The organism is Ruegeria sp. BB7, from assembly GCF_056539365.1.
Genome location: NZ_JBQFUV010000001.1, coordinates 741,177 through 765,103, shown reverse-complemented (window position 1 = coordinate 765,103; position 23,927 = coordinate 741,177). Strand labels below are relative to the sequence as shown.

The following is a 23,927-nucleotide window of genomic DNA, read 5'->3' as shown; positions in this document are numbered from 1 at the left end:
AGGGAATGCTATCAAAGAACGTCTATCAAGCTGATACTTAGCAAATTTACAGTTTTCCGCAACTTTGTTGCCAGTGATTTGCAAATTTGCCGAAAGATGCTTTGGTCTCGGCGCATCTGCGTATAGTGTCGCGCGAAATTTCACAGGGGACTAGCGCCATGAAAGACATCCTGACCGAGCTTGAAGACCGCCGCAACGACGCCCGGCTTGGCGGTGGGCAAAAGCGTATCGACGCACAACACGGCCGCGGCAAGCTGACCGCGCGCGAGCGGATCGAACTGCTGCTGGACGAAGGCAGCTTTGAAGAGTTCGACATGTTCGTCAGCCACCGCTGCACCGATTTCGGGATGGAAAATCAAAAGACTGCAGGCGATGGCGTGGTCACCGGCTGGGGCACGATCAACGGCCGGATGGTTTATGTGTTTAGCCAGGATTTCACCGTGTTTGGCGGCTCGCTGTCGGAAACCCATGCGCAGAAGATCTGCAAGATCATGGATATGGCGATCCAGAATGGCGCGCCGGTGATTGGGATCAACGACTCGGGCGGGGCGCGAATCCAAGAAGGCGTGGCATCGCTGGCGGGGTACGCCGAAGTTTTCCAGCGCAACATCATGGCCTCGGGCGTGGTGCCGCAGATCAGCGTGATTATGGGCCCGTGTGCGGGTGGTGCAGTTTACAGCCCGGCGATGACCGACTTCATCTTCATGGTCAAAGACACCTCGTACATGTTCGTGACTGGCCCCGACGTTGTGAAGACCGTTACCAACGAGGTCGTCACCGCCGAAGAATTGGGCGGGGCGTCGACCCACACCAAGAAATCCTCGGTCGCCGACGGAGCGTTCGAAAACGATGTCGAGGCGCTGGCCGAAGTGCGTCGTCTGGTCGATTTCTTGCCGCTGAACAACCGCGAGAAACCTCCGGTGCGCCCGTTCTTTGACAGCCCCGAGCGGGTTGAGGCCTCGCTGGATACGCTGATTCCGGACAACCCGAATACGCCTTATGACATGAAGGAACTCATCACCAAAGTGGCGGATGAAGGCGATTTCTACGAGATTCAGGAAGACTACGCCAAGAACATCATCACCGGCTTCATCCGTCTGGAGGGGCAGACCGTTGGTGTTGTCGCCAACCAGCCGATGGTTCTGGCTGGCTGTCTGGATATCGACAGCTCGCGCAAGGCGGCACGGTTCGTGCGGTTCTGCGATTGTTTCGAGATTCCGATCCTGACGCTGGTTGATGTGCCGGGCTTTCTGCCGGGTACTTCGCAGGAATATGGCGGAGTTATCAAACACGGTGCCAAGCTGTTGTTCGCCTATGGTGAAGCGACAGTGCCAAAAGTCACCGTGATCACCCGCAAGGCCTATGGTGGTGCGTATGACGTTATGGCGTCGAAACACCTGCGCGGCGATTTCAACTATGCGTGGCCGACCGCCGAGATCGCTGTGATGGGCGCTAAGGGTGCGACCGAGATTATCCACCGTGCAGATTTGGGCGACGCCGAAAAGATCGCGCAGCACACGCAGGATTATGAGGACCGGTTTGCCAACCCGTTTGTCGCCGCTGAGCGTGGCTTCATCGATGAGGTAATCATGCCGCATTCCACCCGCCGCCGCGTGTCGCGCGCGTTCGCCAGCCTTCGTAACAAGAAGCTGAAGAACCCGTGGAAAAAGCACGACAATATCCCACTGTAAGGGGAACACACTGAACCGCGTAGCCGCCAGAAGAGTTTCTGATGGCGGCTAACGCAAGAGGGGCAGACGGTATGTTTGACTTTGAGACCAAAGCTGATAAATGACTTGCCTTGCCAGATATAAAAAAGCGCGGGCCAAAAGCCATGCGCGCGCGATTCCAGAGAGAGGAGCCTGCGTCTCGCAGGTCTGGGGTCGCGCCTTTTTTCTGGCCTTTCTGGCATGGTCGTCAATAGCAGTTGCCCAATCTGACAACCTTCTGCCTGTTCCATCGGGGCAGCCTGTGCATCTGAGCAATGTTTTGCTGGACGACAATCCCGGTGAATTGTGGGTCAGGTTTCGTTTCGTCGCACCCAAGATCGGATATACCGTCGGCCGGATTGGATATGATGTGGCCTCGGCGGATATGGAGCACCTGTGCCAGACCCTCGCAATCGCCTATGTGGCGAAATATGAACTTAAGCCAGCGCGGGTAGTCATTTCATTGTCGGATCGGCCCACCGAATTCGGGCAATCCAAGCCTGACGCAACTCAGTTCTTTGAATCCTACCGGCTGGAAGAGTCCCGGTGTATCTGGGAGGGGCTCTGACAATGAAACACATTCACGACCTCAGAGCATTTCTGAAAACCAATGCGGCTTTGGAGGTGCGCAACATGATCCCGTTTGCTCTTGGGAATGAATTCTCTTTTCGGAAAACGACGAAGAAAGAGGTGCCGGCATGCTGAAGCACCGCGGCTTTCCCGGACGTTTGCCGGGAACTGACTTTCAATTCACTATCAGGCGGGCCAACCCCAAAGGCGTCACACCTATCACGCGCCGAGAGCGGTTTCGGGATCGAAAACCTGCTGATCGCCGCGCGGATGCTGCCTTTATGGAAGCACTGTGGCAACATTTCGGGGATCAGCCTTTCGAACGGGGCAATCTGGACGCTGGCCGCCTGAGTTGGTTGTTCGAACGTGAAGTCGTTGCGGTCGAAGATCCGTTCGATCCCGAAAGCTATGAAGCTTTGCTGGTTATCAACCTGGATATCGCGCGTCAGTCGTTTCCCGATATATTTGACGGATCGCACTGACAATGTTCGGTGTGGGCAAATATAAGAGCCGGACACCTCTTAGTGGTGTGACCCCGCCCAATGAAGGGCGGGACCGGTATCGTGCCTCAGAAGTTCAGCTGCGCCGCCAGCTGAATACGGTCTGCGTCGAAGGTGGTACCCGAATTCACATCGTTGCGCTCACCATAGAAGTATTCGGCGCTGAATGTCAGGTTGTCCGTCGCTTTGTAGAATACGTTGAAGTGAACGGTCTCGATGTCAGTAAAGGCCAGTGCACCATCGGCCGTCGGCAGATCATAGTCAACTTCACCATAGGCGATACCTACGTTCCATTTTTCGCCGATGTCCTGACGAAGTTCGACGGTGAACCCGTCAACATCGTTAGCTTCACCGTTAACAATGGCGTCACCGGCACCGATCAGGTACGGGCCAAGCGCTTCGCCGTCGACATAGTTGACCTGGAACAGGCCACCTTCCCATGGGCGGACAGAACCGGACAGGGTAAAGCCGGTCTGGTCGACTTCTACACCGCCACTCTCGGCTTTACCGTACAGTGCGGAAGCGCGGGCCAGGAATGTGCCGTCGTTATATTCAGCCGAGCCGACGAAAACCGGATCGCGCGAGTCGGAACCGCCGACATTTTCTTCGATCGACAGGGCGAATGCCGTGTTGTCGAGGCCGAAGCTGTTGGTGTAGCGGACCTGCGGAACGCGGGCAAAGGGGATACCCACGGGGCCGTCGAATTCAACCGAAGTCGGGTAGCTGTCCAGCGGCTGGAAGTTGGTCCAGTACTGACCGATCAGCCAGTTGTCGCCGATTGTGATGTTGGCATGACGCACGCGCAGTTCGGCAGTGCCGCCGCTTCCAAACAGGTCGAATTCCAGCTGTCCGCCGACTTCGCCAATTCCGGTTTGCGTGCTGGAAAGCAGGCCAATCCGCGACTGACGAACGGTCGATCCGAAAGTACCGCTGGTGGCAGCATCGGGATCACCAATGTTCGAGGTGTCCGCCGTGTCGCCCAGTTCAAAATCGAAATCATAGAAGAAGTCAGCTTTGACGTAGCCATAGACGTCCAGCGCGGTGCTTCCGATTTTGAATTCTCCGGGTGTAGAGCCCGGCCCCACGGACTCCAGAGCTTCGACCCGGGCGCGCAGAGCATCAAGCTCGGCTTGTGTTTGTGCATCTTGCGCCAAGGCTTGCATACCGGTCACGGAAAGCGTGCTGGCAGCAAGCAGGCTGGCTGTTTTAGCCTTTATTTTCATGGGATTAGTTCCTTGTGTGCGAGTGTGCGCCGCCAACTTTTCACGCAAGGGGCTGTGAGGGAAATCACCAAGTCGAGAGGAAATCGAGGTAAGTTCTCAAGCAAACGTGTAAGCAAGCGCTTGCAATATCACAGCACAGTGATTGATGGCCATAAGCCCCTGTCTGGATGGGGAATTTCTTATCACGATGTTAATATCTTCTGTGAAGACGGTGACGCTTCGGATCACCGCATGAACACGAAATTTAACAGTAATGTGACAATGATGCTGAGCGGATCAGCCAGGATTGTCAGGGTGCTCGTCGGCACCAATTCGCGCGGAATTCTATTGGATGGGCAGGTTTCAGCCGGAAATCTCGTTGGGTACAAAGAGTGGTTTGCGGCCCGCATTCTACACGGCAATGTGAAAGGGCCGTGCGGCTCTACTTTGCCTGCGCCGCACAAGCACCTACTATTCCGTACCCCTTCCTTCCGCGGGCAGGTTTGTGAAATACACAAAATCCTGCCCGCGTTTTTCGTTTCGCGTAAGTTGCCGGTTCCGTGGCATGAATTTGCGCACAACGCGGATGTGAAGTATCGGTTGTTGAAAAACAGCCGTTCTAGACTAAATCTGCGGGTAAAATTCCAGAAGGGGCAGAAATCATGCGAATCTCTAAATTCTTCCTGGTCGCGGCAACCTGCGCAGGCCTTGCCGCTTGCGGCGACTCTTTGGGCGAACAGGCGTTGCTTGGCGGCGGCGCGGGGGCCTTGGGCGCGGCGGTACTCAGCGCTGACCCGTTCGTCGGGGCTGCGGTTGGTGCCGCGGGCAACGTGCTATACTGCAAGACCCAGAAGAACTGCTACTAACCTAAATTCCGGGGCGCCCCTCGCCCCAGCTGTCATCGTGCGAAACGCTGTTACAGGGCTTGGGCCCCGTAACAGCGTTTCGTTTCTACTGAATACCAAGACAAAGGACGTTCCATGTTCAACAAGATCCTGATTGCAAACCGGGGCGAGATCGCCTGCCGGGTTATCAAGACTGCGCGTAAGATGGGTATCGGCACGGTTGCCATATATTCGGACGCAGACCGACAGGCGTTGCACGTGTCGATGGCAGACGAGGCCGTGCATATCGGCCCTCCGCCCGCGAACCAGTCTTATATCGTAATCGATAAGGTGATGGACGCCATTCGCCAAAGCGGCGCGCAGGCTGTGCACCCTGGTTATGGCTTTCTGTCTGAGAACTCCAAATTTGCCGAAGCACTAGAGGCTGAAGGTGTCGCCTTTGTCGGCCCACCGAAGGGCGCGATTGAAGCGATGGGCGATAAGATCACGTCGAAGAAAATCGCTCAGGAAGCCGGCGTATCGACTGTTCCCGGCTATATGGGGTTGATCGAAGACGCCGATGAGGCGGTGAAAATCTCGAATGAGATCGGCTATCCCGTCATGATCAAGGCCAGCGCCGGGGGCGGCGGTAAAGGCATGCGGATCGCGTGGAATGACGAGGAAGCACGCGAGGGCTTTCAGTCATCCAAGAATGAGGCGGCAAACTCGTTCGGCGACGACCGGATTTTCATCGAGAAATTCGTGACCCAACCGCGCCATATCGAGATTCAGGTTTTGTGCGACAGCCACGGCAACGGGATTTATCTGGGCGAGCGCGAATGTTCGATCCAGCGCCGGAACCAGAAAGTGGTGGAAGAGGCGCCATCGCCTTTCCTTGATCCTGAAACCCGCAAGGCGATGGGGGAACAGGCAGTGGCCCTAGCCAAGGCCGTGGGATATGCCAGCGCGGGTACGGTCGAGTTCATCGTCGATGGCGAAAAGAATTTCTACTTTCTTGAAATGAACACCCGTCTTCAGGTGGAACACCCCGTCACCGAACTGATCACTGGTGTCGACCTGGTCGAACAGATGATCCGCGTCGCGGCTGGTGAGAAACTTACGATCACTCAGGATGACGTGACGCTCACCGGCTGGGCCATTGAAAATCGTCTCTATGCCGAAGATCCGTATCGTGGCTTTCTGCCGTCGATCGGTCGCTTGTCTCGCTATCGTCCACCGCAGGAAACAGCGGCTGGCCCGTTGCTGGTAAACGGAAAATGGCAAGGTGATGCGCCCGAAGGCGAGGCCGCCGTCCGCAACGACACCGGCGTCTATGAAGGCGGCGAGATCAGCATGTATTATGACCCGATGATCGCCAAGCTCTGCACCTGGGCTCCGACCCGCGAGGCGGCGATTGAGGCGATGCGCGTGGCGCTGGACAGCTTTGAAGTCGAAGGCATCGGCCACAACCTGCCGTTCCTGTCGGCAGTGATGGATCATCCGAAATTCATCAGCGGCGACATGACAACCGCTTTCATCGCCGAGGAATACCCTGAGGGGTTCGAAGGTGTTGAGCTGCCCGAAACCGACCTGCGTCGCATCGCGGCGTCCTGTGCTGCCATGTACCGCGTCGCTGAAATCCGCCGCACTCGTGTCTCTGGCCGAATGGACAACCACGAGCGCAAGGTCGGCAAACGCTGGAATGTCGCGCTGCAGGGGCAGGAGTTTGACGTAACGATCGAGGCTGACAAAGAGGGTGCGACCGTCCAATTCGCGGATGGCGAAACTTTGCGCGTCGCTTCTGAGTGGACGCCAGGTGACCAATTGGCGGTGTTGGATGTGAATGACAGTCCGCTGGTTCTGAAGGTCGACAAAATCTCGGGCGGGTTCCGTATTCGTAACCGGGGTGCCGACTTGAAAGTGCATGTACGTCGCCCGCATCAGGCCGAACTGGCCCGTCTAATGCCGGAAAAACTGCCGCCGGATACCTCGAAAATGCTGCTTTGCCCAATGCCGGGTTTGATCGTGAAGATCGACGTCGAAGTGGGGCAAGAGGTGCAGGAAGGTCAGGCGCTGTGCACCGTCGAGGCGATGAAGATGGAAAACATCCTGCGCGCCGAGAAGAAGGGCACCGTAGCCAAGATCAACGCAGGCCCTGGCGACAGCCTCGCTGTGGATGATGTGATCATCGAGTTCGAGTGATCATGACCGCGTTTTCGCCATATACCCCAACAGTCCCGGCGTCTTGCGCCGGGTATCTGGGTCGTGGCGGAAACGCTCAGCCGCCCTCGCGCCGATCGCGAATCTCACGTTCGCGTAACGGAGTCTTGTCGATGGAGCGGCCAATTTCGCGCACGCTCCACGGGGACGGTTTACGCAGTTTCACAACGCCGTCCTTATCGACGAACACCATCTGGAATCCACGCGGACGCAATTGCGATCGAATCGGGGATCGGGCCGACGGGTCGGTGTCGGTTAGCACGATCACATCGCGGTCACGCATGGCTGCTTCGCCTTCGATCAGCATGTCGATCTGCTGTTGGAATCGCGGGTCGGCGGGTGTGTCGGCAAAGACGACGATGGGCCGTTTGACCCATAAAAACTCACTGAGTTCGCTGTCGCCGACGGGCCGAACATATTCGTCATCCGCAGGCGCGGACCCGTCGGCGGCCAATGCGGCCAACGGGAATAGTGCCGAGAAAACAAAGGCAAGCGTTCGTGTCATAGGGCCTCCTGTTCATTCGAATATAGCCCCTGTGCCGATGAATGCGACCGGCGATTTGCCCGGCACGTTCAAAAACTTGCGTTTGACCGGGTCGGAGACGGCCCTTCTGAACATCACATCGCGCGGGCGACGCCCCGGCGCGACCCGAATTAAGAAAAGGATATCGCCATGACCGATACGAAAGACTGGCAGGCGCTGGCCGAGAAAGAGCTGCGTGGGCGTCCGCTGGACGACCTAACCAAGGAAACTCTGGAAGGCATCGACGTCAAACCGCTTTACACGCAGGAAGACACAGCCGATCTGCCCCATATGGGTACGCTGCCTGGCTTTGGGCCGTTCACGCGTGGGGTTAAGGCCACAATGTATGCGGGCCGTCCGTGGACGATCCGCCAATATGCCGGTTTCTCGACCGCCGAGGAATCGAATGCCTTCTACCGCCGCAATCTGGCTGCGGGCCAGCAGGGTGTTTCGGTTGCCTTCGATCTGGCGACTCACCGTGGCTATGACAGCGACCACCCGCGTGTTGTCGGTGACGTAGGCAAGGCTGGCGTGGCCATCGACAGCGTCGAGGACATGAAGATCCTGTTCGACGGTATCCCGCTGGACAAGGTCTCGGTCTCGATGACCATGAATGGCGCGGTGGTCCCGATTCTGGCGAACTTTATCGTGGCTGGAGAAGAGCAGGGGCATGACAAATCGGTTCTGTCCGGCACCATTCAGAATGACATTCTGAAAGAGTTCATGGTGCGCAACACCTATATCTATCCGCCTGAACCTTCGATGAAGATCATCTCGGATATCATAGACTATACCTCGAACGAAATGCCCAAGTTCAACTCGATCTCGATCTCGGGCTATCACATGCAAGAGGCCGGGGCGAACCTTGTTCAGGAACTGGCCTATACGCTGGCCGACGGCCGCGAATACGTTCGCGCTGCGACCGAGGCCGGGATGGACGTGGATAAATTCGCGGGCCGTTTGTCCTTCTTTTTTGCCATTGGCATGAACTTCTTCATGGAGATTGCCAAGCTGCGCGCTGCGCGCACGCTGTGGCACCGTGTGATGACAGATTTCGGCGCGAAATCCGAGCGGTCGAAGATGCTGCGGACCCACTGCCAGACCTCGGGCGTGTCGCTTCAGGAACAGGACCCCTATAACAACGTGATCCGCACCGCCTATGAAGCGATGAGCGCGGTTCTGGGCGGTACTCAGTCGCTGCACACCAATGCCTTGGACGAGGCGATTGCGTTGCCTACCGATTTCTCAGCCCGCATTGCGCGCAACACGCAGCTGGTGTTGCAGGAAGAGACCGGCGTGACAGATGTGGTCGATCCGCTGGCCGGGTCTTACTACGTCGAAAGCCTGACCAATGAGCTGGTCGAAAAGGCCTGGGCCTTGATGGAAGAGGTCGAAGAGATGGGCGGCATGACCAAGGCCGTCGCCTCGGGCATGCCTAAGCTGCGCATCGAAGAAAGCGCAGCTCGTCGTCAGGCCATGATCGACCGGGGTGATGAGGTGATCGTCGGCGTCAACAAGTACCGCAAGGAACAGGAAGACCCGATCGACATTCTGGACGTCGACAACGTCGCCGTGCGTGAAGCTCAGGTCGCGCGTCTGGAACGTATCCGCGCGACGCGCGACGAAGCAGCATGTCAGGCTGCACTTGATGTCCTGACCAAGACCGCCAAAGAGGGCGGAAACCTGCTGGCGGCTGCAGTTGAAGCCGCCCGTGCCCGCGCATCCGTAGGAGAGATCAGCATGGCAATGGAGAAAGAATTTGGCCGTCATCGTGCCGAAGTGAAAACGTTGGCTGGTGTTTATGGTGCCGCCTACGAAGGTGACGAAGGCTTTGCCGCGATTCAGAAGTCCATCGAAGATTTCGCCGAAGCCGAGGGCCGCCGCCCGCGTCTGCTGGTCGTCAAGATGGGGCAGGACGGGCACGACCGGGGCGCGAAAGTGATCGCCACGGCATTTGCGGATATCGGTTTTGACGTGGATGTCGGGCCGCTGTTCCAGACACCGGCTGAGGCTGCACAGGATGCAGTGGACAACGATGTACACGTGGTTGGCATCTCGTCCCAGGCCGCGGGGCACAAGACACTGGCGCCGCAACTGGTTGAGGAACTCAAGAAGGCCGGGGCCGAAGACATCATCGTGATCTGTGGTGGCGTCATTCCTCAGCAGGATTACCAGTTCCTCTATGACCACGGCGTGAAGGCAATCTTCGGTCCGGGCACCAATATCCCCGAGGCGGCGCAGGACATTCTGCGTCTGATTGGCGAAGCCAAAAGCTGATATCAGCCAAAGTTTCGCAACGAAAAATCTTGTGATTTTGTGCCTTTGGCGAAAACATGCGACCAGATCCTTCGGGGTCTGGTCAAATTTTTTGGGGAGGGCGCGCGTGCTACTGGATCATCTGGCCGTTGCTGGCGAGACATTGGAGGAAGCTTCCGCCCATATCGAACAAGCCTTGGGAGTGCCGCTGCAGGATGGCGGCAAACACGATGCTTTCGGTACACACAACAGGCTTTTGGGGCTGCGGGATGGGTTGTATCTAGAGGCCATCGCAATAGATCCAAAGGCGCAAAAGGTGGAACGCAGCCGGTGGTTCGACCTCGACCAGTTTGCTGGATCAGCCCGCCTGACCAACTGGATCTGCCGGGTTTCCGATATCGAGGCTACGCTGTCCGCTTTCCGTGATGATGTGGGCCAGCCTATTGAACTGACCCGAGGTGCGCTGAAGTGGCAAATGGCGGTCCCTCCGGATGGAAGGTTGCCGTTTGACAACCTGTTTCCGGCGCTCATTCAATGGCATGGTGATTTGCACCCAGCGCAGATGTTGCAGGATAGTGGTTGCAGCTTGCAACGCTTGGTTGTTTATCACCCCGAAGCGTTGGAACTGGCCCGGTTACTGGGCAATCTGGAAAAGGTGGTGTTCGACACCGGGCCAGCCGCGCTGCGGGCTGAGTTCGAAACGCCCCATGGCCCGCGCGTGCTGGAATGATCATCCGGCAGGCTCAGGTCGCGGACGCCGAGGCGATCGCAGCGATCACCAATGCAATTATCCGTGACACGCAGGTTACTTTCACCACAGATGAGCGCAGTATAGAAAGCATAGCCGCTGATATTGAGGCGCGCGGACCCGCGTATGTGGTCGTTGAAGATGCCGCGCAGGTTATGGGCTTCGCCACTTATGGGCGATTCCGTACGGGCCCGGGCTATGCCCATTGCCGCGAACACACAATCCAACTGGCCCCTCAAGTTCGAGGGCAGGGGGCCGGACGGGCTTTGATGGAAGCGCTCGAAACGGCAGCGCGTGCTGACGGAGTGCATGTCTTGGTGGCCGGGATTTCGTCGGCCAATTCGGGTGCAATAGCTTTTCATTCCGCGCTTGGGTTTGTGCAGGTTGGCTACATGCCCGAAGTCGGGTTCAAATGGGGTAGAAGGCTGGATCTTGTGCTGATGCAAAAAATTCTTTCTGTGGAGTGATCTGTCGCACCTGACAGTTGCGATTTGGGGCGCTAGGGTGCCCTCATGTCGATCTGGACCCGTATATCCGATGCGCTTAGCGCGCTGGCCCAAGGTGAAAGCCTGACGGCTGTATTTGAGAAACTGCGTACGCCGCCTGAACGCTCGGTCGCGTTTGCAATTGCCGTGATTGCGTTGGGCGCAAAGATGGCCAAGGCCGACGGACAAGTAACGCGGGATGAGGTCACGGCCTTTCGCGACGTTTTCCAGATCGCGCGCGACGATGAGGCCGGAGCGGCCCGCGTCTTCGATATGGCTCGGACCGATGTTGCAGGATACCAGGACTATGCCCGCAAGATCGCCCGGATGTTCGCCGATGACAGCACAACCTTGTGCGATTTGATGGAAGGGTTGTTCCACATTGCCATGGCCGATGGGTTCTATCACCCGAACGAGAATGAATTTCTGGAGGAGGTCAGCCGCATTTTCGGCCAGACCGAAGCGCAATTCATGGCCCTGCGCGAACGTTTCGTACCGGATGCTCCCAAAGATCCATATACGGTGCTGGGTGTGCCGCATGACATGCCTCTGCCTGATATTCGCAAGGTTTGGCGTCAATTGGTGCGCGAAACGCACCCCGACGCTATGATGGCGCGCGGTGTGCCCGAGGAAGCCGTCCGTCTAGCCGAAAAGAAGATGATTGACATCAATCGCGCCTGGGATGAGATCAACGGCGCGCGGGCTTAATCTGCATGCGGCTGGCGACCTATAACATTGAATGGTTCGCTAACCTATTTGACCGCAAAGATAATCTGGTCGTCGACGATAGCTGGTCCGGTCGCCACAATGTCACCAAGGCACAACAGGTTGAGGCTATCGCCAAGGTTCTGACAGCGCTCGACGCGGACGCGATCCTGATCGTCGAGGCGCCGAATACCGGGAAAACGCAAAACACCATACGCGCGCTGCAGAAATTTGCCGAGGCATTTGCCCTTCGCACCTCTCATGCGGTTATGGGGTTTGCCAACGATACCCATCAGGAACTGGCTTTACTGTACGATCCCGATGCGCTGAAAGTGCGGCATGATCCGATCGCGGGTGACGCGGCGGCCCCACGTTTTGACGACGTGTTTCATATCGACCTCGATATCGACGCGACCGAAGATCGCGTACAGTTTTCCAAGCCGCCAATGGAATTGACAGTGGAGACCCGAAATGGGGCGCATTTTCGTTTGATCGGCGCACATCTGAAATCCAAAGCGCCGCACGGTGCAGGATCTCGGGACGAGGCGATCCGCATTTCTATTGCGAACCGCCGCAAGCAACTGGCTCAGGCGGTATGGCTGTCTCGGCGTGTGCAAGGGCATATCGAGGCCGATGATAAGGTTATCCTGCTGGGCGATCTGAACGATGGGCCGGGGCTGGACGAGTTTGAAAACCTGTTCGGGCGCTCATCAGTTGAGATTCTGCTGCGTACCGGCTTGTTTGATCCAAACGCCACAAGGACAGACGCAGCGCCATCAACGGCTCGGTTTGCCCGCGAGGACGGGCAGTATCTTGAGGCTTTGCTAGATTATATCATGGTGAGTGAAACCTTGCGTGCACGGCGCCCGGCCTGGAGAATCTGGCATCCGTTCAAAGATTCTGGATGTCTGTCTTCGCCGGACCTGCAGCAAGCCCTGCTGACGGCCTCGGATCATTTCCCGGTGACACTGGATATCGATCTGTAGCCTTTCATCAATAGATGACACTGCCTATATTCGGGCCATGAAACACCTTTTTCCGATTTGTGCGCTCTCGATCTTAGTGGCACTGCCCGCCCATGCCGAAGAAGACACTGGCAAATCCCTGATGGAGCAGGGGGCCGAACTGTTTTTTGAAGGTCTGCGTCAGGAAATGGAGCCCGCGCTTGAGGATCTGCAAGGGCTGGTCAGCCAATTCGGCCCGGCGATGCAGTCGTTTTTTGAAGAAATGGGACCAGCTCTGGCTGAAATGGCTGGTGAGATCGAGGATTGGAGCGCTTATGAGGTGCCCGAGATGCTGCCTAATGGCGACATCATCATCCGCAAAAAGCCGCCTCAGGATCAGCAGGAAACGCCAGAGCAACCCGAAGATGAGGATGGTGCGACAGAAATCTGACTGTCAGTCCCGAACGATCACGTGGGTTTCGGATTTCAGGGCATTTGCCAGCGAGTTGAGGCGCGATTCTGCCACTTCGTTGAACAAGAGACTACCGGCCTTGGGCAGCAACAGCTCGAGCTTGCGCTTTTTCGGGTAGAACCGCAGGGTGCCCATGGTGGCGTCGCTCTGCATCCAAAGCATGGCACCGAAGCGCATGGCTTTGCCCAGAATCTCGGCCTGTTTCTGGTCTTTCTCATCCAGCAATTTATACAGAGGTTCGAACCGGTTACCCTCACGCTTGTTGCGATACCGGTGCTGCAGGGCGAGGCCGATAAAGACCCGTTCGGAATGTTTCAGCCCGCTCAGATTGGCGCGGGTAACGTAGTCAAAACAGACCTCAGCGCGATAATCGGGATGCGCGCGCCAACTGACGTCGTGCAGCAAACAGGCCGCTTTGATCAAGCGGACGCGCGTTTCAGGAGCCGATTTGAACAGCGGCATGACAAAGTCGTACAGGTGTTTTCCAAAACCGGGCAGGCGAGCATCCTTGGCTTCGGAAAAGCGGCTGGCCTCGATCAGCGGATCGCAGTCGCGCAGATTTTGCGACATTTGTTCATACAGCAACCCTTCACGGATTCCATAGCTTGAGATCGCGATGTCTTTGGGTTTGAACGTGCGGATCAGCCGCGCCAATACGTCCATCGCATAAGGGATCAGAGCCATACGGGAACTTGAGACGCCCGCAGGGCCGCGCAGGTCGTCGGGGTCGGATTTCTCGATGAACTTGATGGTCTGATGTACCTGCTTTCTGGTCATGCGATATTCATGTAGCACGTTCAATGGATATCCCTGACGCAGCATGTCAAGACGTGCGAACGCGCGCCAACTGCCGCCTACAAGGAACAGACGATCCCGCTGCGGTCCCAATTGATCGCGCAGTTCTTCCATTGTCGCTTTGATATGCGCCTTGCGGGCGCGTCGCCCGCCTTTGATATCACGCAGTTTCAGTGGACCCAGTGCCGAAGTCAGTCGGCGTCCGACATTGCCGTCACCGATTTCGGCCAGTTCCATGGACGAGCCGCCAATGTCGCAGATCAGGCCATAGGCACCCGGCCAGCCCAGCAATACGCCTTGCGCGGACAGTCGCGCCTCTTCTCCTCCGTCGATGATCTGAACGGTCAGACCGGTTTCCGATTTGACCTCTGCACAGAAATCCGGGCCGTCCTTGGCTTCGCGCACGGCTGCGGTGGCAACAACATGCAGGCCCGGCAACCCCAGATCATCGGCCAGCCGCCGGAACCGTCGGAGTGCGGCCAACGCGCGTACACGTCCGCGCGGATTCAATCGCCCGGTTTCCGAAAGCCCCGCGCCCAACTCGCACATAACTTTTTCATTGAAAAAATAGGCCGGAGACCGCGCGGCCCCGTCAAAGATCACCATCCGGACCGAGTTTGAGCCGACATCGACCACACCCACCCGCGATAAGGCGCGTGCCTCAGGGTTGTCGAACAACGGTTTTCCGAAAGGCCCCCAGTCCGGGATGTCGGTTGCTGCGATCTGATCCATGTCTTTTCCAGATATTCCAGCGCCAGAATGCGAAATCGCCGGGTGTGGGTCAATTGTCGGATGCGACATCTGTCATGTCCGCGTTCAAAACTCTGATGGCCAGAGCGCGAGTGATTTCCCGCTTTTCCGACAGCGCCAGGTGATCTAGCCGCGCCACGACATCGGCTGCAGTTTCAAAACGGCGGTCCATATGCTTGACCAGATAGGCGATCACGTCCGGTCCAGGGTTCAACTGACGGTCAACGAACAGTTTGGCCAGAACCGCCCCCAAAAGAGCGTCATCAGGCGGGTCGAGCGCCACGTGATGAGCACCCTCAATCCGGCTTTGCAGGTCGGGTAGAGGCAGTTCCCACAACTTTGGCGCCAGTCGTCCGGTCATCAAAAGTGCATGGCCTTCCGCCAACACCAGATTGTGCAGGTGGAACAATGTTTTCTGCTGTTCGAGGTCATCCGCGACCATTGGAACATCTTCGACCGCAATCGGGGTTCGGGCGAATTCGGGTACATCCTCGTATTGTACGTCGCGGGCCTGAATGATCCGCCCGCCAGTTTCAGCGGCCCAGACATGAGCCAGATGTGTCTTACCTGCCCCGGCAGGGCCGCTAAGCACCAGCTTGTTTCCTGGCCATGAGTTGGCCGAGATCATCGCAACGGCCAGCGCATTGGCTGGCGAGACAAAGAAATCCTCGCGGCCCAGAGCGGTTTTGGCCGGAAGATCAAAGCTGAGTTGTTGGGGCATTTATTCGTCTTCCTGCTTCGGCATGTCGACGCCGCCATTCAGTCCGTCGAGACCGGTAAAGAGGCGGCTCTCCAGATAAACCGAGGTCAGGAACCGTGCCACTACACCCAGCGCGGCAGCAACGGGTACCGCGACCAGCATGCCCACAAAACCGAACAAGGCACCAAAGACAGACAGGGCCAGCAACAGCCAGACCGGGTGCAGCCCGACTGAGTGGCCAACCAGTTTTGGGGTCAGGAAATTGCCTTCGGTCACCTGACCCAAAGCAAAGATGCCAGCAACCAGACCAATATGAACCCAGTCACCCCAAAACTGAAACAGCGCCAGACCAATGGCAAGCGTGCCACCGATCAAGGCACCAAGATAGGGGATGAAAGTGACCAGCCCGGCAATGAAGCCTACGATCAGGCCGAATTGCAGGCCGACGATCATCAGCGCAACTGCATAGTAGGTACCCAGGATAAGGCACACGGTTCCCATGCCGCGCACGAACGAGGCCAGAACGTCGTCAATCTCACCCGCCAAACGCTTGATCGTAGGGGCGTGATCGCGAGGCAGCAGCTCTCCTATCCGGGCGATCATGCGGTCCCAGTCCAGCAGCAGGTAAACGGCAACCACCGGAACGATGACCAGCAAAACTACGACGTTAATCGCCGAACCAAGCGACGCCACGACCGATTGCAGCACGTCGCCGGTTTTCGATTGCAGAGTTTCGCCCAAGGAAACCAGCGCCTGATGTGTGCTGGATTCGCTGTCCAGCAGAGATGGGAACTGTCTTTCAATAAAACCGCGCAGCTCCTTGAAGAGGCTTGGCAGCACTTCGACCAGATCAATCAGCTGCGTGATAAGGGCAGGTACGATCATCAGAATGACGAGGACAAAGCCCAGAATCCCGACAATCGTGATAACGCCTGTCGCCGCCACCCGAGACAGCCCTGCCGCCTCTAACCGGTCGGCAATGGGGTCAAGGAAATAGGCTATGGCTCCGCCGATCACAAAGGGCAGCAGAACATCGCCAAGTGCCCACAGCAGCAGCACAAATATCGCCGCAGCAATCCCCCAGTACTTGAGCTGATCCTTCACCGGCAAAGCCATGGCTGTCCTCTTGTTGTCGGCTCTTGCAGGTGTTCTTGGCGCATGCAGCCCTGTGATGCAAGCGCTACGTGGTCGGCGCGTCAGTCATGAAGTGTACCCAGTTCGGGCGTGTCGTCATGCGTGGTTTCATCCGGCCAGTTGGTGCGCCAGATTTCCGCAGACCAGTGACCGCAATGGACGGTCGGGCGGTCAAAGCCGGGTAGGGGCGGCAAGAGGGGGGCAACCACGACATCGTGGCGCGGCACCGCAAAATAAGGGAAGGAATAGCGTTCCTGGCCTGAGCGGTTGACTACCCGATGAGGCGTGGATTTCAATCTCCCGCCCGACCACAGTTCCAGCATGTCGCCGATGTTGACGATGAACCCGCCCGGCGGGCAATCAGGCGTGATCCAACCTCCGTCGCGGGTCTGTACCTCAAGCCCGCCAACGGGATCAGGGGCGATGATGGTTAGGGCGTCGGTGTCTTTGTGGGGATGGATGCCATAGCCACCCTCATCCGGTTTCTGAGGCGGATAGTGCAGCAGTGTCATGTTGGTCATCGGATGCCGGAAGGCATCACGCAATTGGCGCTGCTCCAACCCCAACCCGGTTTCGAGTGCGCCCAAAAGCATGTCGGCCACGTGATCCAGTTGAGACCAATAATCAAGTATGGTGCCGCGCGCCTCTGGCACCTGCGGCGGCCAGACATTTGGGCCGTACAGCGCACATTCTTTGCGAATGGGTGCATCTTCGGCCACATCGTAATGCAGCTTGTAACCTTCGTATTTATCGGCCTTACCTGAACCGTCGTTCGGCGTGAAGAACCCCATGGGGATGAACCCGCGATAGTTCTCTCGGGTTATCGCCTGATCCCATTTGGCGCTTTCTTCAATGGCAAAGATGGCACGAACCTTGGACCGGACGCCTGCGACCGTTTCTTGCGAAATACCTGTGCCAGTGATCGACAAGAAACCGATCTCGGTACAAGCCTTCATGACCTCCTGAACGGCTTGATCGTATTGCGGATGCGTCCCGCCGTGCAGCGGAGTTATGTCGATTGTGGGGATACGATCCATCAATGGATCCTTACGCCTTGCCGGTTTAGCTCGGCATGGACCGGTGCAAGGTTCAATTCATGCAGATCCTGATTGCTTTTCAATGACAGAGCAGCCGCAATACCTGCACCTTGGCCCATGACTGCACAGCAGGACATATTGCGGGTGGCGGCATGGGCAACCCGGTCCGCCCCGTGTGACCGGCCCGCGACCAATAGGCCCTTGATCCCTTTTGGCAGCATCGAGCGGTACGGGATCTGCATATACCGTCCCGTCGTGGGCAAAATCAGGATGCCGTATCCGTCGATGAATTCAGGGTAGATGCCGATCGTGTCCTCGAACCGGCCCTGATGGCGGGCGTCGTCCTCGGTCATGTTGTAGACCGCATCGATCTTGCGGGTGTCGCGGATGCCGATCGTCATCCCAAAATTCCGCAAACGCGCGTTTTCGCAGCCGGGCATGAAACGGCGCAGGGCCTCGATGGCCAGCATCGACTGACGGCGGCCTTCGATTTCGCCACGGGTCAGGCTGTCAGGATCGGTGCCGTCTATCCCATCCATATGGATCAGGTTCATGTAAGTCAGCTCACCGGTATCGTGCACCGCACCCCATGTGCCCGCGATGGTGTTCAGATGCGGCGGGATCAGACCTTGTTCGATGGCCTGCTGGAACGGTTTCTTGACGAAGGGCGAGAACATGTCGTCCTCTTTGCCAGATGTTTCGATGTTCCACTCACCGCCGCCACCCCAATCCTTGTAGGTCTGCGGATCGGCCTTGACGCCCTCCATGAAGGCGCGCTTGTCGACGCCGGCCAGATGGAACATGACCGAGGCCGCCATCATTTCCTCAGGCGCGGTCTTGTAGGTTGGCGCGCCCGCGCGATGGGCGACATCGGCGTCACCCGTGGCGTCAATCACAACGCGGGCCAGAATTGCTTCGCGCCCGGCCTTGGATTCGGTGATGATGCCGGTGATCCGGTCGCCTTCCATTATCGGAGCAACAAATTGCCGGTGCAGCATCGGATGCACGCCAGACTCTTCGACCAGTTTGTCGGCCACCAGCTTAAAACCTTCGCTGTCCAGCTCATAGCTGAGCGACTGGCTTTCCGGCACCGCCGCACCCATCTCTTTGGCGCGGGTTTCGAACTCCAGGCCAATACCACCGGCCTCGACGGTCTGCTCATGGCGGTACCAAGCGAAGCCCTCGACGCCAACAGCGGTGATGTTTCCGCCCATGCAGCCGAACCGGTCGACCAGAGACACTTCGGCCCCTGCGCGTGCTGCGGCCAGCGCTGCGGACAATCCAGCGGGGCCTGAACCTACGACCAGAACGTCAGTTTTATGAACAACAGGGATCTGACGGGCGGGTTCCTGAATGGTCTGCATTGGTGCCTCATGGGTTTTACACTGTCGATACCATCGAAAACCCTAACTGGTGGGTCAATCAGAAAACCGACCGGCTTCGGGTCGCAAAATCACCAATGGCCGATTGCCCCCGGCGGGGCTTTGGAATAATGACCTTTGAAGTCCAAATTCACCTTTAAAGGTTCAAAATGCGCCTCAGCCGTTACTTTCTGCCCGTTCTCAAGGAAAACCCGTCCGAGGCTCAGATCGTCAGCCACCGGCTGATGCTGCGCGCCGGGATGATCAAGCAGGCTGCCGCCGGAATTTATTCCTGGTTGCCGCTGGGTTTCAAAGTCCTGCGCAAGCTGGAAAACATCGTGCATGAGGAGCAGGCGCGCGCAGGTCACATCGCGATTCAGATGCCGATCCTGCAATCGGCTGACCTGTGGCGCGAGTCCGGCCGTTACGACGACTACGGTCAGGAAATGCTGCGGATGCAGGACCGTCACGGCCGCGACATGCTTTATACGCCGACCGCCGAGGAATTGGTGACCGATATCTTCCGCGGCCATGTCAGCAGCTACAAGGACCTGCCGCTGACCCTGTACCAGATCCAGTGGAAATTCCGCGACGAGATCCGTCCGCGTTTCGGCGTGATGCGCGGGCGCGAGTTCTATATGAAGGACGGCTATAACTTTGACCTGAACAAAGAAGACGCATTGCACGCTTACAACCGTCACTTGGTCAGCTATCTGCGCACCTATGAACGCATGGGCCTTCAAGCCATCCCGATGCGCGCCGATTCCGGCCCCATCGGTGGCGATGACACGCACGAATTCCTGGTTCTGGCTGAAACCGGTGAGTCAGAAGTATTCTATGACAGCGCCGTCACCGACCTGACCTTTGGTGACCGGCAGATCGACTATGACAACCGCGAGCAGTGTCAGGCGATCCTTGAAGAGTTCACCTCGAAATACGCCCGCACAGACGAGACCCACGACGAGGCACTCTTCAACGAAATCCCCGAAGAACGGCGCCGCGTGGCACGCGGGATTGAGGTCGGCCAGATCTTCTATTTCGGCACAAAGTATTCCGAGGCGATGGGCGCGACAGTGCAAGGCCCTGATGGCAAACCGGTTCCAGTCCATATGGGCAGCCATGGTATCGGCGTCAGCCGCCTGATCGGCGCGATCATCGAAGCCAGCCACGACGACAAGGGCATCATCTGGCCCGAAGGAGTGACTCCGTTCCATTGCGGCATAGTCAACCTCAAGCAAGGTGATGATGAGGCCGACGCCGCATGCGACAAAATCTATAGCGCGTTGACGGCTTTGGGGCTTGAGCCGCTGTATGACGACCGTAATGAACGGGCAGGTGGCAAGTTCGCTACCATGGACCTGATCGGCTTGCCCTGGCGCATTACCGTTGGGCCGCGCGGCCTGAAAAACGGTGTGGTCGAACTGACCTGCCGCCGCACCGGCGAAAGTGAGGAGCTGAGCCCCGAAGCCGCCGTGACGAAAGTTGCTGAAATTTACGAGCGAACAGTTTGAACAGGGACATCGGCTGTTTTCCTCGGCGGTCGCAGTAAAACGGGAACAGGCTAAGCCCGGTGTGGCGATATCATCCTCGCCACATTAAACTGTATTTAGTTTTACGTGGATCGCCCGTCACACATGTGGATCGGTGCAGTCAATTCTGCTGTGGCACTCACGACTGATTGCGAAACTCGGATCTCCGGGGCAATTTGCTCAAATCTTCGTTGCAGCAACCATCGTCCGGGTCCGGCTTTTTAGCCGGACTAAAACCCTGCGCTGCAAGGTTCGGTCCAGGTGGATCTATTGGGGCCGTTTGGGCTCCGGGCGTTCAGCCAAGATATCGCCATCGGCACTGTTGCCGCGCGCCACGACGATCGGACGCCCCAGACGTTTGACCAGATCCCTTAGTTCGAACCCTAGAAAACGTATCCCGCAGACCCTTTGACCAGTTTTGCGATCCGTAATGCACAACCGCCCCTGACGAAACACAAGGCGGTACCCTTTGTCTTTTAGGATGTCTGTCAGGCTCGCCCAGCTTGCCGCTGTGTCAAAGACGGGGCGAATGGTTGCACGTAAAAGCGCCGCAGTTTCACAATCAAGTTCTGTTGAAGAATTTCGGACTAAAATCGGGCCCAATAATTCCGTCTTACTCTTTACAAACATGAGCGACTCCCGCTCTTAAAATGGTGTCCCCCTCAGCTCTATGGTGACAAAATTTCCCAAAATAAGCAAAAGGCGAAATAAAGCTGCTTAATTGATGTGGCATATTCAGTTCAGTTGCTCACGCAATGTGCCAATTGACTTCATAACTGAAACATTAGGGGTATGTCTGTGAAATGATTCACAACCAAGGGGGTAGCCACCATCCCCTTTGTCTCCTTTTGCCAGAGTGACCTTTCCGGCTTTGGAAGTGATTCGCGTGGAACTGCACCTCTGAATAGTCGCAGAGTTGCCTATCGTGATGCGGGGCGGGCATAACCAGCTTGACCATTTGGTGAAATGCCGAAAGGGTCGCGCCAAACTAAAATACCCGGAGCAGACATGGCCAAGACGCCCCCGCCCTTTGCCCCTTTTGAATGGAAGATCGCTTGGCGATACCTGCGCGCACGCCGGGCTGAGGGCGGCGTCAGCGTGATGACTTGGATATCGCTGATCGGGATAACACTGGCGGTGTTTGCCCTGATCGCAACGTTGGCCGTGCGGTCTGGTTTCCGGTCGGAATTCGTGGGCACCATTCTGGGGGCCAACGCGCATGTCACGGTTTATTCGGCGGGCAATTTCGATGCGCAAGGCAATCTGGATCGCACCATTGAAGACTACGACAGTGTCGCCGACCGTATTGCTCAGGTGCCGGGGGTTGAGCGGGCCGCGCCTCTGGTCAAAGGGCAGGTGCTGATCACCAACCGCGAGCGTAGCAGCGGGGTTGAGGTATTCGGTATCCAACCCGATGACCTGTTGGACCTGCCCGGTGTGGCCGAAAGCGAGCAGGCCGTGGGAGACCTGTCTCAGTTCCAGAATGGAGAAGACGTCATTGCCATCGGGTCCGGCGTAGCGCGCAGCATCGGTGCGACCGTTGGGGATACGGTCAAATTGACCTCGCCAAACGGGGTGAAAACGGCGTTTGGTACCTCGCCGCGTGTGAATGCCTATCGCGTGGTCTATGTGTTCTCAGCTGGACGCTATGATATCGACCGCACCCGCGTCTATATGCCGTTCGAGCAGGCACAGAGCTTTTTCAACCGCGAGGGTGTGGCGGATGAGATCGAGGTGATGGTCGAACGCCCCGAAGAGCTGACCCCGATCCTGATCCCGATCCTTGAGGCGGCAGGCGAGCGCAGCCAGATCTGGACTTGGCAGGACGCCTCGGGCGGGTTCCTGCGTGCGCTTGAGGTCGAAGACAACGTGATGTTCATCATCCTGTCGATCCTCGTTCTGATCGCCGCAATGAACATCGTTTCGGGCTTGATCATGTTGGTAAAGAACAAGGGCCGCGATATCGGCATCCTGCGAACAATCGGGCTGAGCGAAGGTTCGGTTCTGCGGGTCTTCTTCATCTGCGGTGCGTTCACGGGAATTATTGGTACGGCGATGGGCGTCGTTCTGGGCTGCCTCTTCGCAATCTATATCGACCCGATCTTTTCGTTCGTGAATTACATCATGGGCGGCGGTGTCTGGGACCCCTCAATTCGAGGCATCTATGCGCTGCCTGCCGAGTTGCACTTGTCGGATGTGCTCAAGGCGATTGGGTTGTCATTGGGTTTGTCTTTCTTTGTTACCTATTTCCCCGCCCGCCGCGCGGCGCGGCTGAACCCGGTTGAGGCGCTGCGCTATGAATGATGTGACGATGCGGCTGAACGGTCTGACCAAAACCTATCTGAAAGGCACGCCGGGCGAGGTGCAGGTGCTGCGCGGTGCCGATCTTGAACTGCGCGCGGGCGAAGCGGTGGCACTGGTCGCGCCCTCAGGGGCGGGCAAATCGACCCTTCTGCATATTGCGGGGTTGTTAGACACACCTGACGGCGGGTCGGTCGAAATCGCGGGCCAGGCTGTCAAGGGCAAGGGCGATCGATCCCGCACCACCCTGCGACGACAGGACGTGGGGTTTGTCTATCAGTTCCATCACTTGCTGCCCGAGTTCACGGCGCTGGAAAACATCACCCTGCCGCAACTGGCCAACGGGGTGTCCGAGAAGACGGCGCAGGCACGGGCGATGTCTTTGCTGGAACGCGTCGGTGTTGCCGCGCGCGCGGATCACCGCCCAGCAGCACTATCAGGGGGCGAACAACAGAGGGTTGCTTTTTGCCGGGCGCTTGCCAACAAGCCGCGTATTCTGCTGGCGGATGAGCCTACAGGCAATCTGGACCCCGAGACCTCGGATCAGGTGTTTGACGCCTTGATGGCTTTGGTGCGCGAAGAAGGGCTCTCGGCGTTGATCGCCACGCATAACATGGACCTGGCAGCGCGGATGGATCGCAAGCTGCGGCTTGAAGGCGGAGTGCTCAAGCCAGTTGAGTGATGGCGACACCCGCCGCCATGACCGCAATACCACCCGCGCGTACCCATGTCAGGGGTGTGACCTGCGCGCCGAACAGGCCGAAATGGTCAATGGCTGCGGTGCTGATCAGCTGACCCAGCAGCACAAAGAACACTGCGTTGCCGACGCCGAAATGCGGCGCCACATGGGTAATCGACAGCACGTAGAAGGCAATCAAAACACCCGCAAGCAAAAGGTGCTTGGGGGCTTGTGCGACCTTGGCCAGCGCGTCCATTCCGGGGAAAACCAGCATCACCAGTGCGGATGCACCGAACGCGATGGCAAACAGGACGACAGCGGCTGCGGTCGGAGACCCGATCAGTTTTCCAAGGGCGGCATTCAATGCTGCAAGGATCGGAACGCCAATCCCGGCGGCCAGCATGATGGCTGCGTATTGTGTCATTGCCCGTATCCTCCTGCTTCGTTGATCTGGATCATTGCGCCAAGCCGCCCGCCGGGCAA

Annotated in this window: 22 protein-coding genes; 14 read left to right on the top strand and 8 right to left on the bottom strand. The window is 57.6% G+C overall.

Annotation, left to right across the window (positions count from 1 at the left end):
- Positions 1-158: 158 nt before the first annotated feature.
- The 3 genes from ACR0D7_RS03775 to ACR0D7_RS03765 all read left to right on the top strand — a co-directional run bounded on the left by ACR0D7_RS03775 (position 159) and on the right by ACR0D7_RS03765 (position 2,761).
- A complete protein-coding gene (locus ACR0D7_RS03775) occupies positions 159-1,691 on the top strand; it encodes an acyl-CoA carboxylase subunit beta (RefSeq protein WP_480677797.1) in 1,533 nt (510 codons plus the stop codon).
- A gap of 205 nt (positions 1,692-1,896) precedes the next feature.
- The gene (locus ACR0D7_RS03770; protein ID WP_480678003.1) at positions 1,897-2,277 is read left to right on the top strand and encodes a DUF6497 family protein; all 381 of its coding nucleotides are present in this window, start codon (positions 1,897-1,899) and stop codon (positions 2,275-2,277) included.
- Between the two features lie 130 nt (positions 2,278-2,407).
- Positions 2,408-2,761 carry a hypothetical protein gene (locus ACR0D7_RS03765; protein WP_480677796.1) on the top strand — a complete coding sequence of 118 codons (354 nt, stop codon included), beginning with the start codon at positions 2,408-2,410 and terminating at the stop codon, positions 2,759-2,761.
- An 86-nt stretch (positions 2,762-2,847) separates the two neighbouring features.
- Here ACR0D7_RS03765 and ACR0D7_RS03760 read toward each other — a convergent pair whose 3' ends face one another.
- The gene (locus ACR0D7_RS03760; RefSeq protein ID WP_480677795.1) at positions 2,848-4,002 is read right to left on the bottom strand and encodes a DcaP family trimeric outer membrane transporter; all 1,155 of its coding nucleotides are present in this window, start codon (positions 4,000-4,002) and stop codon (positions 2,848-2,850) included.
- 641 nt (positions 4,003-4,643) lie between these two features.
- On the opposite strand from ACR0D7_RS03760, the gene ACR0D7_RS03755 reads away from it, so the two are divergent.
- Positions 4,644-4,847, top strand: coding sequence for a hypothetical protein (locus ACR0D7_RS03755; RefSeq protein ID WP_480677794.1), 204 nt, complete (start codon positions 4,644-4,646; stop codon positions 4,845-4,847).
- A gap of 114 nt (positions 4,848-4,961) precedes the next feature.
- The gene (locus ACR0D7_RS03750) at positions 4,962-7,007 is read left to right on the top strand and encodes an ATP-binding protein (RefSeq protein ID WP_480677793.1); all 2,046 of its coding nucleotides are present in this window, start codon (positions 4,962-4,964) and stop codon (positions 7,005-7,007) included.
- A 76-nt stretch (positions 7,008-7,083) separates the two neighbouring features.
- On the opposite strand, the gene ACR0D7_RS03745 is transcribed toward ACR0D7_RS03750, so the two are convergent.
- Entirely contained in the window at positions 7,084-7,530 is a 447-nt protein-coding gene (locus ACR0D7_RS03745; protein WP_480677792.1) for a DUF4174 domain-containing protein, read from the bottom strand.
- Between the two features lie 168 nt (positions 7,531-7,698).
- On the opposite strand from ACR0D7_RS03745, the gene scpA reads away from it, so the two are divergent.
- From scpA to ACR0D7_RS03715, 6 genes are all read left to right on the top strand, one after another.
- Positions 7,699-9,825, top strand: coding sequence for a methylmalonyl-CoA mutase (scpA, locus tag ACR0D7_RS03740; RefSeq protein WP_480677791.1), 2,127 nt, complete (start codon positions 7,699-7,701; stop codon positions 9,823-9,825).
- A gap of 106 nt (positions 9,826-9,931) precedes the next feature.
- Complete coding sequence (locus ACR0D7_RS03735; RefSeq protein WP_480677790.1) at positions 9,932-10,534, top strand: VOC family protein; 603 nt, start codon at positions 9,932-9,934, stop codon at positions 10,532-10,534.
- The gene (locus ACR0D7_RS03730) at positions 10,531-11,019 is read left to right on the top strand and encodes an N-acetyltransferase family protein (RefSeq protein WP_480677789.1); all 489 of its coding nucleotides are present in this window, start codon (positions 10,531-10,533) and stop codon (positions 11,017-11,019) included. The genes ACR0D7_RS03735 and ACR0D7_RS03730 overlap by 4 nt, the downstream gene beginning before the upstream one ends.
- A 45-nt stretch (positions 11,020-11,064) precedes the next feature.
- On the top strand, positions 11,065-11,745 hold the full coding sequence (locus ACR0D7_RS03725; protein WP_480677788.1) for a TerB family tellurite resistance protein: 681 nt from the start codon (positions 11,065-11,067) through the stop codon (positions 11,743-11,745).
- 5 nt (positions 11,746-11,750) lie between these two features.
- On the top strand, positions 11,751-12,728 hold the full coding sequence (locus ACR0D7_RS03720; protein WP_480677787.1) for an endonuclease/exonuclease/phosphatase family protein: 978 nt from the start codon (positions 11,751-11,753) through the stop codon (positions 12,726-12,728).
- A 37-nt stretch (positions 12,729-12,765) separates the two neighbouring features.
- Positions 12,766-13,137: a hypothetical protein gene (locus tag ACR0D7_RS03715; protein WP_480677786.1), complete on the top strand. Its 372-nt coding sequence runs from the start codon at positions 12,766-12,768 to the stop codon at positions 13,135-13,137.
- Between the two features lie 3 nt (positions 13,138-13,140).
- Here ACR0D7_RS03715 and ACR0D7_RS03710 read toward each other — a convergent pair whose 3' ends face one another.
- From ACR0D7_RS03710 to ACR0D7_RS03690, 5 genes are all read right to left on the bottom strand, one after another.
- Entirely contained in the window at positions 13,141-14,685 is a 1,545-nt protein-coding gene (locus ACR0D7_RS03710; RefSeq protein WP_480678002.1) for a Ppx/GppA family phosphatase, read from the bottom strand.
- A gap of 49 nt (positions 14,686-14,734) precedes the next feature.
- Entirely contained in the window at positions 14,735-15,424 is a 690-nt protein-coding gene (locus ACR0D7_RS03705; RefSeq protein ID WP_480677785.1) for a P-loop NTPase family protein, read from the bottom strand.
- A complete protein-coding gene (locus tag ACR0D7_RS03700; RefSeq protein ID WP_480677784.1) occupies positions 15,425-16,519 on the bottom strand; it encodes an AI-2E family transporter in 1,095 nt (364 codons plus the stop codon).
- A gap of 80 nt (positions 16,520-16,599) precedes the next feature.
- A complete protein-coding gene (locus ACR0D7_RS03695; protein WP_480677783.1) occupies positions 16,600-17,574 on the bottom strand; it encodes an isopenicillin N synthase family dioxygenase in 975 nt (324 codons plus the stop codon).
- Positions 17,574-18,938 carry an FAD-dependent oxidoreductase gene (locus ACR0D7_RS03690; protein ID WP_480677782.1) on the bottom strand — a complete coding sequence of 455 codons (1,365 nt, stop codon included), beginning with the start codon at positions 18,936-18,938 and terminating at the stop codon, positions 17,574-17,576. Before ACR0D7_RS03690 ends, ACR0D7_RS03695 begins: the two co-directional genes overlap by 1 nt.
- A 167-nt stretch (positions 18,939-19,105) precedes the next feature.
- Between ACR0D7_RS03690 and proS the strand changes: the two genes are divergently transcribed.
- The 3 genes from proS to ACR0D7_RS03675 all read left to right on the top strand — a co-directional run bounded on the left by proS (position 19,106) and on the right by ACR0D7_RS03675 (position 23,447).
- A complete protein-coding gene (gene proS, locus ACR0D7_RS03685; protein ID WP_480677781.1) occupies positions 19,106-20,446 on the top strand; it encodes a proline--tRNA ligase in 1,341 nt (446 codons plus the stop codon).
- Between the two features lie 1,026 nt (positions 20,447-21,472).
- The gene (locus ACR0D7_RS03680; RefSeq protein ID WP_480677780.1) at positions 21,473-22,768 is read left to right on the top strand and encodes a lipoprotein-releasing ABC transporter permease subunit; all 1,296 of its coding nucleotides are present in this window, start codon (positions 21,473-21,475) and stop codon (positions 22,766-22,768) included.
- Positions 22,761-23,447 carry an ABC transporter ATP-binding protein gene (locus ACR0D7_RS03675; protein ID WP_480677779.1) on the top strand — a complete coding sequence of 229 codons (687 nt, stop codon included), beginning with the start codon at positions 22,761-22,763 and terminating at the stop codon, positions 23,445-23,447. Before ACR0D7_RS03680 ends, ACR0D7_RS03675 begins: the two co-directional genes overlap by 8 nt.
- Here ACR0D7_RS03675 and ACR0D7_RS03670 read toward each other — a convergent pair.
- Positions 23,431-23,868 carry a DMT family transporter gene (locus ACR0D7_RS03670; protein WP_480677778.1) on the bottom strand — a complete coding sequence of 146 codons (438 nt, stop codon included), beginning with the start codon at positions 23,866-23,868 and terminating at the stop codon, positions 23,431-23,433. The genes ACR0D7_RS03675 and ACR0D7_RS03670 overlap by 17 nt on opposite strands.
- Positions 23,869-23,927 lie beyond the last annotated feature (59 nt).

What these genes read in the sequence shown, in the direction of transcription:
- ACR0D7_RS03775 (WP_480677797.1), top strand. Translation starts at nt 159, where the DNA reads ATGAAAGACATCCTGACCGAGCTTGAAGACCGCCGCAACGACGCCCGG.
- ACR0D7_RS03765 (WP_480677796.1), top strand. Translation starts at nt 2,408, where the DNA reads ATGCTGAAGCACCGCGGCTTTCCCGGACGTTTGCCGGGAACTGACTTT.
- ACR0D7_RS03760 (WP_480677795.1), bottom strand. Translation starts at nt 4,002, where the DNA reads ATGAAAATAAAGGCTAAAACAGCCAGCCTGCTTGCTGCCAGCACGCTT.
- ACR0D7_RS03755 (WP_480677794.1), top strand. Translation starts at nt 4,644, where the DNA reads ATGCGAATCTCTAAATTCTTCCTGGTCGCGGCAACCTGCGCAGGCCTT.
- ACR0D7_RS03750 (WP_480677793.1), top strand. Translation starts at nt 4,962, where the DNA reads ATGTTCAACAAGATCCTGATTGCAAACCGGGGCGAGATCGCCTGCCGG.
- ACR0D7_RS03745 (WP_480677792.1), bottom strand. Translation starts at nt 7,530, where the DNA reads ATGACACGAACGCTTGCCTTTGTTTTCTCGGCACTATTCCCGTTGGCC.
- scpA (WP_480677791.1), top strand. Translation starts at nt 7,699, where the DNA reads ATGACCGATACGAAAGACTGGCAGGCGCTGGCCGAGAAAGAGCTGCGT.
- ACR0D7_RS03730 (WP_480677789.1), top strand. Translation starts at nt 10,531, where the DNA reads ATGATCATCCGGCAGGCTCAGGTCGCGGACGCCGAGGCGATCGCAGCG.
- ACR0D7_RS03725 (WP_480677788.1), top strand. Translation starts at nt 11,065, where the DNA reads ATGTCGATCTGGACCCGTATATCCGATGCGCTTAGCGCGCTGGCCCAA.
- ACR0D7_RS03720 (WP_480677787.1), top strand. Translation starts at nt 11,751, where the DNA reads ATGCGGCTGGCGACCTATAACATTGAATGGTTCGCTAACCTATTTGAC.
- ACR0D7_RS03715 (WP_480677786.1), top strand. Translation starts at nt 12,766, where the DNA reads ATGAAACACCTTTTTCCGATTTGTGCGCTCTCGATCTTAGTGGCACTG.
- ACR0D7_RS03710 (WP_480678002.1), bottom strand. Translation starts at nt 14,685, where the DNA reads ATGGATCAGATCGCAGCAACCGACATCCCGGACTGGGGGCCTTTCGGA.
- ACR0D7_RS03705 (WP_480677785.1), bottom strand. Translation starts at nt 15,424, where the DNA reads ATGCCCCAACAACTCAGCTTTGATCTTCCGGCCAAAACCGCTCTGGGC.
- ACR0D7_RS03700 (WP_480677784.1), bottom strand. Translation starts at nt 16,519, where the DNA reads ATGGCTTTGCCGGTGAAGGATCAGCTCAAGTACTGGGGGATTGCTGCG.
- ACR0D7_RS03695 (WP_480677783.1), bottom strand. Translation starts at nt 17,574, where the DNA reads ATGGATCGTATCCCCACAATCGACATAACTCCGCTGCACGGCGGGACG.
- ACR0D7_RS03690 (WP_480677782.1), bottom strand. Translation starts at nt 18,938, where the DNA reads ATGCAGACCATTCAGGAACCCGCCCGTCAGATCCCTGTTGTTCATAAA.
- proS (WP_480677781.1), top strand. Translation starts at nt 19,106, where the DNA reads ATGCGCCTCAGCCGTTACTTTCTGCCCGTTCTCAAGGAAAACCCGTCC.
- ACR0D7_RS03680 (WP_480677780.1), top strand. Translation starts at nt 21,473, where the DNA reads ATGGCCAAGACGCCCCCGCCCTTTGCCCCTTTTGAATGGAAGATCGCT.
- ACR0D7_RS03675 (WP_480677779.1), top strand. Translation starts at nt 22,761, where the DNA reads ATGAATGATGTGACGATGCGGCTGAACGGTCTGACCAAAACCTATCTG.
- ACR0D7_RS03670 (WP_480677778.1), bottom strand. Translation starts at nt 23,868, where the DNA reads ATGACACAATACGCAGCCATCATGCTGGCCGCCGGGATTGGCGTTCCG.